Source organism: Winogradskyella sp. (assembly GCF_965656915.1).
Lineage (GTDB): Bacteria > Bacteroidota > Bacteroidia > Flavobacteriales > Flavobacteriaceae > Winogradskyella.
Genome location: NZ_CBFHMI010000002.1, coordinates 58735 through 71304 on the forward strand (window position 1 = coordinate 58735; position 12570 = coordinate 71304).

Annotated in this window: 15 protein-coding genes and 1 pseudogene; 6 read left to right on the plus strand and 10 right to left on the minus strand. The window is 33.2% G+C overall.

The window, feature by feature from the left end; translation table 11 throughout:
* Positions 1-171: 171 nt before the first annotated feature.
* From ACTG3Y_RS01445 to ACTG3Y_RS01465, 5 genes and pseudogenes are all read right to left on the minus strand, one after another.
* Positions 172-1947 carry a sodium:solute symporter family protein gene (locus tag ACTG3Y_RS01445; protein WP_439151146.1) on the minus strand — a complete coding sequence of 592 codons (1776 nt, stop codon included), beginning with the start codon at positions 1945-1947 and terminating at the stop codon, positions 172-174.
* Between the two features lie 32 nt (positions 1948-1979).
* Positions 1980-2240, minus strand: a complete 261-nt coding sequence (locus ACTG3Y_RS01450) for a DUF4212 domain-containing protein (protein ID WP_439151147.1) — start codon at positions 2238-2240, stop codon at positions 1980-1982.
* Between the two features lie 38 nt (positions 2241-2278).
* Positions 2279-3502 carry a hypothetical protein gene (locus ACTG3Y_RS01455; RefSeq protein ID WP_439151148.1) on the minus strand — a complete coding sequence of 408 codons (1224 nt, stop codon included), beginning with the start codon at positions 3500-3502 and terminating at the stop codon, positions 2279-2281.
* 107 nt (positions 3503-3609) lie between these two features.
* The gene (locus ACTG3Y_RS01460) at positions 3610-4029 is read right to left on the minus strand and encodes a transposase (RefSeq protein ID WP_439151149.1); all 420 of its coding nucleotides are present in this window, start codon (positions 4027-4029) and stop codon (positions 3610-3612) included.
* Between the two features lie 86 nt (positions 4030-4115).
* Positions 4116-5060 (minus strand): annotated as a pseudogene (locus ACTG3Y_RS01465) (alanine/glycine:cation symporter family protein); the annotation flags it as partial.
* Between ACTG3Y_RS01465 and ACTG3Y_RS01470 the strand changes: the two are divergent.
* Positions 5061-5486, plus strand: a complete 426-nt coding sequence (locus ACTG3Y_RS01470) for a hypothetical protein (protein WP_439151150.1) — start codon at positions 5061-5063, stop codon at positions 5484-5486.
* 209 nt (positions 5487-5695) lie between these two features.
* Positions 5696-6790 carry a heparan-alpha-glucosaminide N-acetyltransferase domain-containing protein gene (locus tag ACTG3Y_RS01475; RefSeq protein ID WP_439151151.1) on the plus strand — a complete coding sequence of 365 codons (1095 nt, stop codon included), beginning with the start codon at positions 5696-5698 and terminating at the stop codon, positions 6788-6790.
* On the opposite strand, the gene ACTG3Y_RS01480 is transcribed toward ACTG3Y_RS01475, so the two are convergent.
* Positions 6787-7710, minus strand: a complete 924-nt coding sequence (locus tag ACTG3Y_RS01480) for a LysR family transcriptional regulator (protein WP_439151152.1) — start codon at positions 7708-7710, stop codon at positions 6787-6789. The two genes, ACTG3Y_RS01475 and ACTG3Y_RS01480, sit on opposite strands and share 4 nt — an antisense overlap.
* Positions 7711-7818: 108 nt before the next feature.
* On the opposite strand from ACTG3Y_RS01480, the gene ACTG3Y_RS01485 reads away from it, so the two are divergent.
* The 4 genes from ACTG3Y_RS01485 (at position 7819) to ACTG3Y_RS01500 (ending at position 9131) form a co-directional block, all read left to right on the plus strand.
* Positions 7819-8040: a hypothetical protein gene (locus tag ACTG3Y_RS01485; RefSeq protein WP_439151153.1), complete on the plus strand. Its 222-nt coding sequence runs from the start codon at positions 7819-7821 to the stop codon at positions 8038-8040.
* A gap of 35 nt (positions 8041-8075) precedes the next feature.
* Positions 8076-8387: a hypothetical protein gene (locus tag ACTG3Y_RS01490; protein WP_439151154.1), complete on the plus strand. Its 312-nt coding sequence runs from the start codon at positions 8076-8078 to the stop codon at positions 8385-8387.
* Positions 8388-8781: 394 nt separating this feature from the next.
* Positions 8782-8940 (plus strand): hypothetical protein, encoded by a 159-nt coding sequence (locus tag ACTG3Y_RS01495; protein WP_439151155.1) that lies wholly within the window; start codon positions 8782-8784, stop codon positions 8938-8940.
* Positions 8937-9131: a nuclear transport factor 2 family protein gene (locus tag ACTG3Y_RS01500; protein WP_439151156.1), complete on the plus strand. Its 195-nt coding sequence runs from the start codon at positions 8937-8939 to the stop codon at positions 9129-9131. The genes ACTG3Y_RS01495 and ACTG3Y_RS01500 overlap by 4 nt, the downstream gene beginning before the upstream one ends.
* Positions 9132-9454: 323 nt before the next feature.
* Here ACTG3Y_RS01500 and ACTG3Y_RS01505 read toward each other — a convergent pair whose 3' ends face one another.
* Genes ACTG3Y_RS01505 through kdsB form a run of 4 tightly spaced genes read right to left on the minus strand, consistent with a single transcriptional unit; the run spans position 9455 to position 12540 of the window.
* On the minus strand, positions 9455-10003 hold the full coding sequence (locus tag ACTG3Y_RS01505; RefSeq protein WP_439151157.1) for a 1-acyl-sn-glycerol-3-phosphate acyltransferase: 549 nt from the start codon (positions 10001-10003) through the stop codon (positions 9455-9457).
* A 1-nt stretch (position 10004) separates the two neighbouring features.
* Complete coding sequence (locus ACTG3Y_RS01510; protein WP_439151158.1) at positions 10005-11087, minus strand: iron-containing alcohol dehydrogenase family protein; 1083 nt, start codon at positions 11085-11087, stop codon at positions 10005-10007.
* Positions 11088-11125: 38 nt separating this feature from the next.
* Positions 11126-11836 (minus strand): HAD family hydrolase, encoded by a 711-nt coding sequence (locus tag ACTG3Y_RS01515; RefSeq protein ID WP_439151159.1) that lies wholly within the window; start codon positions 11834-11836, stop codon positions 11126-11128.
* The gene (kdsB, locus tag ACTG3Y_RS01520) at positions 11827-12540 is read right to left on the minus strand and encodes a 3-deoxy-manno-octulosonate cytidylyltransferase (RefSeq protein WP_439151199.1); all 714 of its coding nucleotides are present in this window, start codon (positions 12538-12540) and stop codon (positions 11827-11829) included. The genes ACTG3Y_RS01515 and kdsB overlap by 10 nt, the downstream gene beginning before the upstream one ends.
* Between the last annotated feature and the right edge of the window lie 30 nt (positions 12541-12570).

Consider the following 12570-nt stretch of genomic DNA (forward strand, 5'->3'; position numbering starts at 1 on the left):
ATGTGACCATCATGATTAAAAATCAATAAGAATGGTAGATTTAATACAACTAGAGCTGTAATTGAAAGAATAATTAATTTTTGCTCGTGTCTTTTTTTCATGGGTAACTAAAATACAAAAAACAGTGTTGTAAATGCAACACTGTTTTTACTGACTAATAAAACTTGTCAATTAATGACTTTGTGCTTCACCAGCTCCTGAAGGAATTCTGATGTTTTCTACTATTTCCTGAACATGTTGTGGTGGTGGTGGTGTCATACGAGAGACAACAACTGAAACAACCACATTAACAAGCATAGCTACTGTACCAAAGCCTTCGGGCGATGTTCCAAACCACCATTCACTTGCTGGTCTAGGATCCATAACACCAATAAGTCCCGTTTTGTAACGAATCATATAAAATAGCATTAAAGTTATACCGACTATCATTCCTGCAACCGCACCTTGGCGATTCATTCGTTTATCAAAAATTCCGAGAATAATTGCTGGAAAAAATGATGCAGCTGCTAAACCGAAGGCTAGTGCGACGACCGCGGCGACAAATCCTGGTGGATAAATACCGAATAATCCTGCAATTATAATTGCAACAACGATTGCTCCTCTAGCCCACATTAACTCACCTTTATCAGAAATATTTGGTTTTAATTGTTTCTTAATTAAATCGTGTGATATTGATGTAGAAATAACCAGTAATAATCCTGCAGCCGTTGATAATGCTGCAGCTATACCACCAGCTGCTACTAAAGCTATAACCCAATTTGGTAGATTTGCAATTTCCGGATTAGCTAATACCATAATATCTCTATCTACATAAAGTTCGTTAGCTTCAGCATTAGGGTTTGAAATGGTGCGCTCGCCATATTCGCCTCGAACATCAGTATATACTGGCTTTTTACCCTCGATAGCACTTCCTGCTACATATTGAATTTTTCCATCACCATTTTTATCAGACCAGGCAATTAATCCTGTATCCTCCCAATTCTTGAACCATTGCGGAATTTCTTTATATTCAGTATTACTAACCGTTTCGATTAAATTAGTTCTTGCAAAAACCGCAATTGCTGGTGCCGTTGTATATAATATAGCAATCAGTAATAATGCATAACCAGCAGATTTACGGGCATCTTTTACTTTTGGTACTGTAAAGAATCTCACAATTACGTGAGGTAATCCTGCTGTACCAACCATTAATGCTAAAGTAATAGCGAAGACATCCCATGTTGACTTACTACCATCCGTATATTCGTTAAAACCTAATTGCGTATGTAATGCGTCCAATTTATCGAGTAAAAATGTACCGTCTTCAACGGTTCCGCCCATACCTATCTGTGGGATTATATTCCCTGTCATCTGAATAGAAATGAAAAAAGCAGGAACCATAAAGGCGAAGATTAATACACAATATTGTGCCACTTGTGTATAGGTAATGCCTTTCATTCCACCTAAAAAGGCAAATATTAAAACAACAGTCATACCGATAATCACACCTAGTGTAATATCTACCTGTAAGAATTGAGAGAATACTATTCCTACACCTCTCATTTGTCCAGCTACATATGTAAATGATACAATCAATGCACATATAACTGCTACAGTTCTTGCTGTGTTAGAGTAATATCTGTCACCAATAAAATCAGGCACTGTAAATTTTCCAAATTTCCTTAAATATGGCGCTAATAGTAAAGCTAGTAGCACATAGCCACCTGTCCAGCCCATTAAGAATACTGAACCATCATAACCCATAAAGGAGATAAGACCAGCCATTGAAATAAATGACGCTGCACTCATCCAATCTGCGGCAGTTGCCATACCATTTGCTAAAGGTGAGACTCCACCGCCAGCAACATAAAATTCTTTTGTTGAGCCCGCTCTGGCCCAAATTGCTATTCCGAAATATAGTGCGAATGTTACGCCAACTAATATCCATGTCCAAGTTTGTACACTCATAATTTTTTATTTTTTTTGGTTATTAGTTCAGACTATTCGTCGAAACCGTATTTTTTATCAAGTTTATTCATAATGCGAACGTATACGAAGATGAGAACAACGAATACGTAAATAGAACCTTGTTGTGCAAACCAGAAGCCTAGCTTAAATCCACCAAGTCTAATTTCATTTAAAGCATCCTTAAAAAGGATACCACAGCCATAGGATACGATGAACCATATAGCTAACAAGATAGAAAGGTATTTTACATTTTCCTTCCAATATGCTGTTGCGTGTTTTTGTTTTTCTGACATAATTGATTGTTTGATTATTAAATTGTATCAAGCGAATTCTATAAAAAGATCATGGCTTGTACAGTAAAAATTCCTGTGGCATCGCCATCTCCAACTTTACTATTGGTATAATCAAAACTTAATTTTGAATGATGACCAGTAAAGAATATATTGGCTCCAAGCTTAAATTGATTTGCATTATCTTCAATAACATCAATGCTTCTTGTAGAATATGCCACATAAGGTTGAAATCTGGTTTTAGTTTTATCTCCAGGAAGTACATAACCAACATGACTGTATATCATATCACCAGTGGCATATGGTCCTAGAAAAAAATCCTCACCATAATCATTACTTTGGTACGTTGCGTAAGCTGTGATTGCAGATCCATTATCTCCTATTGGAGCATCATAGAACGCATCTGCTGCAAATAAAAGTACATCATCTCCTTCGCCATTTGGTAATACCACACCATTTGAATGGCTAAAGAAACCAGCACCAATATTGAATACCTTTTTACTACCCATATATGTTCCTACCTTGTATGGTAAGGCATTAGACTCCTGGTCTAGAAGGTTGACATCTACATAGCCTTGAATCACTTTACCAGCAGCAGCTGAACCTAATACTTCTCTACCACGATATACCGTTGCAGACCCAACATCTCTAGGTGCTCCATCATTATCCAAGGTATTTGCATTGGCTTCATTAAGCGCAAATCGATATTGTAATTTTCCTAATTTACCTTTTACGTAAAAACCAATATGTCTTGCAAATTGATCAGAAAGACCAAGTGTTGACCAAGACGATCTATTGTTGTCTAAAGTCAACATATTTAATGTACTTTGATTATTTAATCTAGAAATACCATTCCAATAATGAAGTCCACCACCAATGTACAGGTCATCACTAACCTTATATTCTCCCCAGAAATCGTGAAAGAATAGTTGTGCGCTAGCATCTTTTCCTACTGGCCCAGTATTGTCGCCATTTAAGCTGTTAAGTCCAAAGTGAGCTACCATTGAGAATTTATCACTGAATTTAATCCAGGTTAAGATTCTAGCTCTTCTTACACTGAGCGCAAGTTTTTGGGTACCTTCTGGTGCATCATCATTATACTGTGCCCAAAATTGTCCCCATGAAATAAATCTCATGTATTTGGTACCGTCATCGTTGAAATTAATTCTGTAGCCTTTCCCGTAACCTGTTTCTTCTTCAGATTGAGAATACCCAGAAAAAAAACATAGCAATAGAATTACTATGATACCATTAAGTTTCTTCATAAAGTATAGAGTTAGTTAGTTATACATTGGTTTTGTGTGCAGCACTAAGCTCTATAAAAGATGAGTTGTAAAAAAAATTGGTATAGTTATTTGGTAATTATATATATCTAATCTCTAAAGCGTTCCCATTTTATAAGCATAAACTTATCGCCAAGTTCGGTAACTAAAGTTCCTGCACCGGAAAGATTATCTGCATTTGAGAAGAATTTAGATAGCTCTTCGGCATTTAATATTTTATATGTTGGATGGTATTTTGAATTGTAAGGACGCTTAATATTATACTTCTTAACCCAGTTCATAATACTAACATGAGATATCCCTAAAATACGCTCTATTTCTCTATAGGTTAATCCTTCTAAATAGAGTTGTAACGCCTTATTAACGTAATAATCGTCTATCTTTTTTCCTAACTTATTAACCGTGAAATAATAGTTGCACGATTTACATTTATAACGTTGTCGGTCATTGACTATACCACTTTTAACATAGTCATCGGAGTTACAATTAGGACAAAGATTAATCTTCATGTATATTATTTTAGCATAAATATATCAATTTAGCACAATATACCAAACTACACCTTGTTTTAGACGTTAATTCTTACAAAACAAAACTATTTCTGAGATTTTAGATATTTGAAATATCGTTTAGACTCGTTAATAACTTTTGGCGCTAAAATTATAGTTGCCGTCATAGTTGGTATAGCCATAAGCGCAAATACTCCATCAATTAAGTTAATCATAGTTTCAAACTCAGTTGTTGCCGCTAGTACGATACTGGCGATATATACATAGTTGTAGTAATGTTTCTTATCCGCATCTATTAAAAAGGACATACACTTATTGCCATAGTAGGCATATGAAAATAATGATGAGACGCTAAATAAAAATACGCATAGCATTAGTAAATATTGACCATAAACAGGTATCGCGCTCTGAAATGCGGCAGCCGTTAAAGTTACTCCATTATTTGAAGATGATTCCCAAACACCAGTCACTAATATGACTAATGCCGTAAGCGTACAAACTACAAGTGTGTCTATTGCTGGTCCTAACATTGCCACTAATCCTTCACGAACAGGTTCATCCGTTTTTGCTGCACCATGCGCCAAAGGCGCCGTACCTAAACCAGCTTCATTAGAAAATGCACCACGTTTAATGCCATGTAATATTAAAGCACCTAGAACACCTCCCAAGAATAGTTTGTCTTCTGGAAAATAATCGGCATTAAAAGCATCGGTAACAAATAAGGCTAAATATTTAGGAACTTCAGAAAAATTTAGTGCTAAAATGATGATGACTAATACAAAGTACAAAACCACCATAGATGGCAGTAGTTTAGAGGCTATTTTACTTATTCGATTTAAACCGCCAAGTATTACCATACTTGTAAATACAACCAGAATTGACGCAATTATAAGATTTGACTGAAAAGAGACTTCTACTCCATTAGGTATTAGAATAATATCATTGATAGCTTGCTTTAATTGGTTAACATTAACCACAGGCAATGCACCTAACATACCAAAGAAACTGAACATTACAGCTAGAAATTTCCAGTGATTCAAGGACAGGTAAACTACCCACCAAATATTTTATATACACTTGCATTTATTGATGTGTGTACTTTAATTGGTTTTGCAGTTCTATATACCCTAGCATTGTATTTTCGGAAAAACCTGATGCTTCATTCACGATTTATGGTTAGTACTATTTTTGGTCCTCTTATTCCTGCGTTAACCAGATTGTTTTTAATCGTGTTGGGAATTGCCTCTAACTTTACTGATGCTTTAACCTACTCATATATTACTGTTGAATTTGTGCTACTGATAATCATTTGGAAAGAAAGAAACGCAAAGGAAATTAAATTTACATTTGTGCCTTTTTTGATTTTTATTTTAGTCCAACACATATTCATATACTATGTGGATAATTGGATTTGGTGGAAAACATTAATGAATAGTTTCGCTAACTATTCAACTTAAGTAAATAAAAAAAACGACTACCAACAATTCATATAAAAACTGACGAAACATTAATAAAAACAAGGCTTTAGACTCAAATTAAACGTTAGACCTAAGTGATAGTTTCGGGCTTCAAAATCGGCTACTTTTCATATACTAACCGATAATTGCAATATTTAAAAACCAATTAATTCACGAAATAGTATATTTGAAACTCAAGCCCATTGCTATTGCAAACTACTAAACGTTTATATTTTATTGATGCTGTAAGAGCCTTTGCCATTTTAATGATGTTACAAGGGCACTTTATAGATACGCTGTTAGATGTGTCTTACAGAGACCAAGCAAACACTGCATTTAAAACCTGGGAATACTTTAGAGGTATTACTGCGCCTACATTTTTTACTATCTCAGGTTTAATATTTTCGTATTTATTAATTAAAGCAAAACATAAGGGCAACACAGAACAACGTATGCGCAAAGGTTTAGTGCGAGGCTTTATGCTTATAGGTATTGGTTACTTATTGCGCGTGCCTGTTTTTGAGTGGCTTATTGGCGAGTTTGATAGCTATTTTCTAATTATTGATGTTCTACAGTGTATTGGCTTATCGCTTATACTTGTTGTCTTCATATACAGGCTTACTTTTAAAAAGACACTCGTATTTTCTATTTTAATGTTAGTAATTGGTATTACCGTATTTGTTACAGAACCATTATACAGATATTTGAAGTTATCACATGTACCAGAACTATTTGCAAATTATTTGAGTAAAGAAAATGGTTCTGTATTTACCATTATTCCCTGGTTTGGCTATACCGCTTTTGGTGCTTTTATAGCAACATTATTTTATCGTTATGTAGAACGTAAACACTTTAAAATAGCCATTTTATTTGGCTTTTTTATCGTTGGACTATTACTGATATTTAAATCCTCTTGGGTATTAATGCAGCTGTACTTTATACTCGATGTTGAATTATTAAAAGATGTTGCCTATTATAATTATCTATTCACACGACTTGGGAACGTCCTAATATTATTCGGCTTATTTTATGCTACTGAGCGCTATATAAAGCTACCTTTAATTTTAAAGGTAGGACAAAAAACTTTATCCATCTATGTTATTCATTTTATTATTATTTATGGCAGTTTTACTGGTATAGGCTTACACCAAATTATAGGAAAAACTTTATTGCCATGGCAAGCTATACTCGGAGCCTTAGCGTTTTTAACTACTGTTTGTTTTATGTCGTTTCATTATGCTAAAACCAATCATTTTGTTTACAATATGACAAGAAAAATGATTGAAAAAATTAAGCGCATTTAGTAATCCTCATACCAATCGAAATTTTCTTTAATTATTCGGTCTTTTTCAGCTTTTATAAACTCCAAAAATGCTAATGCGGTTGGTGATAAATTTTTTGATTTTTGCCATACTAAATTCCAGTTTGTCACAATAGGTAATCCTTTAAATGGAATAATCTCAAGATCACCATTTTTTAGCTCATTATTAATTCCTATTAAAGGCATAATAGAGTAGCCTAAACCAGCTATTACGGCTTGTTTTAGTGCTTCGTTAGAGGTTAACTCCATACGCTTTGGAGTAGATATATTATGGCTAGCTATGAAATTTTCCATAGCATTACGCGTGGCAGAACCATCTTCTCTATATAACATCGGATAGGTTTCAAAAATTTTCTTTTTACTCACCTTTCTATTGAACTTTTCTTTGGTACCACCAACAAGATAAAGTTTGTTAGCCATTAACTCTATTCGCTCTAAATTTAATTGGTCTGGTATAACAGATACCAATGAAAAATCTACTTCATTCTTTTCCAGGCTTTTTACAACGCTTGTCTTATTAGTCACATCCATGATGAGATCTACACCTTTGTTCTGATTTGTGAAGTCTGATAAAAAATAAGGCATCACATATTTTCCAGTGGATACGACAGATATTTTTAAACGACCTGCAACCTGACCTTTAAAGGACATCGTCTTATAATCAATAGCTTGTACCTGGTTTAATATATTTTCAGCAGCTTCAGCTATTTCCTGACCGAAATCAGTAACATAAAGTTGTCTTCCTACAACTTCAGTTAAAGGAATTGAAAACTGATCTTGAAATTTTTTTAGTTGAATTGAAACCGCAGGTTGACTCAAGAATAATGCTTCCGAAGCCTTAGTAATACTCTTCAATTGTGTGATCTTTAAAAAGATTTGAAGCTGATGCAAAGTGTAATTCATAACTTTTACTTATGTATATTATTATATATATATATAAAAATAAATAAAATATTCTTTTAAACTTTGTGTATCGAAAAAAATTAATGAACATTTAATATTAGAACAAACATGTCACGATTAGAATCTAATGCAAGAGTTGAAAATTTAAGAAACACAAAGTCGAAAAAATCTGCTTTAAAAACTAAAGTATATGCTGCACTTACTTTATTAGGCCTATCTGCACTTGTAACGTTATCTTATTTAAACAATAACATCTTTATTGAGCATATTGCAGTCAGTGCTTTTATAATTTCATGTATTGCCATAATTAAACTTATGGAGATCAAATAACAAATTAGTATAAACCATAATAAAACCTATAAACCATGTCAAATACAAAAACAAAAACTGACGTAAAAGAAGCAAAACAAGCGGTGCAATTAGTAGAAGGATTATTTAAACCTTCTGAAGCATCACATATTGTAAATGTATTATTAGAACAAAAAATTAACTTTCACAAAGTTCAAAAATTAAGATTATGTGAGGGCAATGAAAATTCTGACACCACATATGAAAACTCACGTATTGAAGAGCTTTTAAAAGAAAAACAGATAGCTAAAGATTATATATCTATTGCGCGTAAAGAAGGATACAATGTTGTAATCAATGGCACTTTAGATATCTCATTTGTAAAATAGTGTCTCTGTTTATATTGAGCTAATTTTATTTAATGAACTCATAATTTATTAATTTAGAGTTTTAGTAGCCAAAGCTTCTCTCATTTCTTTACCAGCCGATATTGGCTTTACTGCACCTAAGACCAGAATAATTTGTTGTTTACCAATGGAACTAGCGATTACGTCTCTAAATAATTTTGCACCAAGTGTGCAGCTATACTTATTCTGTTATTCAAAAATTTCTAAACAATAATGTTCAAGTCGAAAAGGCTTCCACAATCATGGAAGCCTTTTACTTTCATAGCAATTAATCACAATCAACTTAAAGATTTAATTACCTTTATAACATAGATCGTGCTATTACAATTCTACATACGAAGTTTTTACAGTAGCGGTTTTATATTTTTAATTTATTATGGTAAATCTTATTGAAACATTTTACATAGCATTTCAGAAATTAGATGCAAAAACCATGAATTATTGCTATCATAATAACATCGTTTTTGAAGATCCTGCTTTTGGTGTTTTAAAGGGAAATCGTGCTAAAGCAATGTGGTTGATGTTATGTGAATGACGAAAAATAAGGACTTTAAGGTGGTTTACTCAAACATTAAAACCAATGGTAATAATGCATCTGCGCATTGGGAGGCATTTTTTACCTTTAGTAAAACAGGACGAAAGGTGCATAACAAGATTGACGCTAGTTTTGAATTTAAAGACGGATTAATTATTAAGCATACTGATGGTTTTAATCTTCATAAATAGGCTCGACAAGCCTTAGGTTTCAAAGGACTTATACTTGGTAATACTGGGTTTTTTAAAAAGAAACTAAACTCACAGACTAATTATCTCCTTGATAAGTATATAAATGAAAAAAAGCTACCTAAATAATTTTAGATAGCTTTTTTTAAGTTGCAATGTTTCTTTTTAGGGACTTATTAGTTTACTTTATGTTTCATTGCATATAATAATATTCAATTCTTATGCCAAATTTCTCTTTAAATTAAAAAAAGCAAGATTCATTACTATTATTATATATCAAAGGCAGAAAAATAGGATGAAAATATAACTTTTGAAAATTTATTCGATTAACTGTAATCTTTAATTTTTCCCTCTATACCTTCATAAAAGGCTTTAATATGCTTAAAATCAGCTTCCATATCGTCTGTGGGATAGAACGGTTCTGAAACTTTATTCTGTTTATCCTTAAAGTCTAGTGTGAACATTATTATAGGCACTTTTGCAGATTTAGCAATATAGTAGAATCCCGTTCTCCATTGTGCAACTTTTTTACGAGTACCTTCTGGCGCAAGGGTTAATCGAAATTCGTCTTCTTCTTCAAATAGTTTAGTAATAGCTTCTACTTTGTTTTGACCAGATGTTCTGTCAATTGGTCTTCCTCCAATTGCCTTAAAATAGTAATTGAAGGGCCATTTAAATAATTCCTTTTTACCTATAAAATTAGTTTTTACACCTGTAATTTTCCTTAGATATAAACCAATAAAGAAATCATGCCAACTCGTATGAGGTGCTGCTATAATGACTGCTTTCTTTACGGTGTCCTTTGAAAAATTAGTGTTTCCAACGATATTCCAACCAAGGATCTTGAAGTAAATTAATTTCGCTAACCAACGCATCTTACATCTTTTTGTAGAGCGCTAAGAGCTTTTGACGCGTCATGATTTTATTCCAGTTCTTTCCCAATGCGTTTTCCCAAAGTGGCTCTAAGCTTAATGCAACATCTATCATAGTTTCAAATTCACTATCAGATAAATCTGAGCAGACACCTTGTGGTAAAGTAATATTGTGCTTAGACTTCATTTTTTTAAACATTGCAACTCCTTCAGGATAATAATCTTCTAAATGATCAAAAGCGATACAATTCCCTATGCCATGTTTAACACCTAACAAATAACTAAGCCCATAACTCATGGCATGTGCTACACCAACCTGAGAATAGGCAATACTCATTCCACCATGCCAGGAAGCCATCATTAATTTATCTTGAGAATCTTCTTTGCTCAAATTATCGCTTAAAAATATTTCTTCACAAAGCTCAAAGGCCTTTTCACCATAGCTCTGGCTAAACGCATTTAAATAAGTGCCGTTTAAAGATTCTACACAATGCACAAAACAATCCATACCTGTGTAAAACCACTGGTCATGAGGTACATTTTTAGTTAGCTCTGGATCTAGGATAACTTGATCGAAGGGCGTGAAGTCACTGTTGATACCTAGTTTACGGTCTGGTCCTGTTAATATGGTAGTACGAGATACTTCTGCGCCTGTACCAGAAATAGTCGGAATTCCTACATGACAAATAGCTGGGTATTTTATAAGATCCCAACCTTGATAGTCCTTTGATTCACCTTTATTAGTTAACATCAATGATACCGCTTTAGCAATATCCATAACTATGCCACCTCCAATACCAATTATTCCGGAAGGTAATTCACTAAATTCTAAAATAATGTCTTCAACTAATTGATCAATTTGCGAAGTTTTAGGCTCTTCTTTAGTAGGTACATAAATAATTTTATCCTTATAAGACAGTGTAATTCTTGACGTTAACCAATGATTGCCTTTAAAAACATCATCTACATAAAAAATAAATGGTGCATTTCGTCCATTTCGTTTAGGCGAAAGTATATCATCTAACTGATTAAAGCTTCCGCGTCCAAACACAACTCTAGACACCATTGGGTAATTCTTATATATCATCTACTCTATATCTTTAACAAAAATAAAACTTAGTTTATTTAATTGTTTTTAAAAAATTTTAAAATTTCTAAAAGGCTGTAAACCGTTTTGTAATCTACACCATTAGTTTCGTTTTCTGAAACTTTTTCATGCTGCCACGTGGTATGAAATGGAACATGGATAGCTTCAGAACCAATATTTATTAATGGTAAAATATCTGATTTTAATGAGTTTCCTACCATTAAAAATTCAGATGGTTTTATATCTAAATGTTTCAAAAGTCTAGAATAATTGTATTCTTGTTTTTCACTCAATACTTCTATATGATGAAAATAATCAATCAAGCCAGATTTTTCTAATTTTCGCTCTTGATCTAATAAATCACCTTTGGTTGCAAGGATTAATCTATAATCCTTAGATAAGGTTTTTAGTACTTCCTCTACTCCTTCGAGTAATTCTATAGGTTTATTTAACATTCTTTTTCCTATGTTCAGAATGTCTGAAATGATACTATTTGAAACCTTACCATTAGATAATTCTACAGCTAATTCTATCATAGATAGCACAAAACCTTTTACCCCGTAACCATAAGTTCCAAGATTTTTAAGCTCCATTTTATAAAGCTCCTGATCTATTTTATTAGGCGTTTCGTAGTGCGATAATAATTTACCTACCTCTTCTTCTGCTTCTCTAAAATAGGTTTCATTCACCCATAGCGTATCATCTGCATCGAAGCCAATAACTTTTATGTGACTGTAATCTATTTCCACAAACGTTTTGCTTTTTCTAAATCTTCTGGAGTATCTATTTCTACACCTTGCACTTCAGTTTCTACCATTTTTATACGCTTACCGTATTCAAGATATCTTATGCATTCTATCTTTTCTGTCGCTTCAATAAACTGCATTGGCAGCACAGAAAAATCTAGTAGCGCCTGCTTTCTAAATGCATATATACCTTTATGTTTAAAATATCTTGTATTAGCATTTTTATCTCTAGGGTATGGTATAGGACTCCTGGAAAAATACAAAGCAAAATTATTTTGATCTACAATAACTTTTACAGTATTTGGGTTACTTATCTCGTCCCAATCCGTAATCTCTACCATAAGAGATGCAAGGTCTATTTCTTTATTGATATCGTCTTTAAAAACTTCCAATACTTTAAACAGACTTTCCCGCTCTGTAAATGGTTCGTCTCCCTGAACATTAACAACAATATCACAATCTACATCGGAAACGGCTTCAGCTATTCTATCACTACCAGATTCATGTTCTGTTTTGCTCATAATGGCTTTTCCGCCGTTATTCACAATTTCATTAAAAATGACCTCACTGTCAGTAACCACATAAACTTCACTAAAAAGTTGAGTTGCTATAGTAGCTTCATAAGTACGTAAAATCACGGATTTTCCAGCTAAGTTTTGCATTAACTTACCGGGAAAACGAGATGCACTATAGCGTGCAGGAATCATTGAAATAATCTTCATTTTACTTACTTAAGC

Coding starts and splice junctions, on each gene's coding strand:
- ACTG3Y_RS01455 (WP_439151148.1), bottom strand. CDS start 3,502: ATGAAGAAACTTAATGGTATCATAGTAATTCTATTGCTATGTTTTTTT.
- ACTG3Y_RS01450 (WP_439151147.1), bottom strand. CDS start 2,240: ATGTCAGAAAAACAAAAACACGCAACAGCATATTGGAAGGAAAATGTA.
- ACTG3Y_RS01445 (WP_439151146.1), bottom strand. CDS start 1,947: ATGAGTGTACAAACTTGGACATGGATATTAGTTGGCGTAACATTCGCA.
- ACTG3Y_RS01500 (WP_439151156.1), top strand. CDS start 8,937: ATGACGAAAAATAAGGACTTTAAGGTGGTTTACTCAAACATTAAAACC.
- ACTG3Y_RS01505 (WP_439151157.1), bottom strand. CDS start 10,003: ATGCGTTGGTTAGCGAAATTAATTTACTTCAAGATCCTTGGTTGGAAT.
- ACTG3Y_RS01480 (WP_439151152.1), bottom strand. CDS start 7,710: ATGAATTACACTTTGCATCAGCTTCAAATCTTTTTAAAGATCACACAA.
- kdsB (WP_439151199.1), bottom strand. CDS start 12,540: ATGATTCCTGCACGCTATAGTGCATCTCGTTTTCCCGGTAAGTTAATG.
- ACTG3Y_RS01490 (WP_439151154.1), top strand. CDS start 8,076: ATGTCAAATACAAAAACAAAAACTGACGTAAAAGAAGCAAAACAAGCG.
- ACTG3Y_RS01495 (WP_439151155.1), top strand. CDS start 8,782: ATGGTAAATCTTATTGAAACATTTTACATAGCATTTCAGAAATTAGAT.
- ACTG3Y_RS01485 (WP_439151153.1), top strand. CDS start 7,819: ATGTCACGATTAGAATCTAATGCAAGAGTTGAAAATTTAAGAAACACA.
- ACTG3Y_RS01460 (WP_439151149.1), bottom strand. CDS start 4,029: ATGAAGATTAATCTTTGTCCTAATTGTAACTCCGATGACTATGTTAAA.
- ACTG3Y_RS01510 (WP_439151158.1), bottom strand. CDS start 11,087: ATGATATATAAGAATTACCCAATGGTGTCTAGAGTTGTGTTTGGACGC.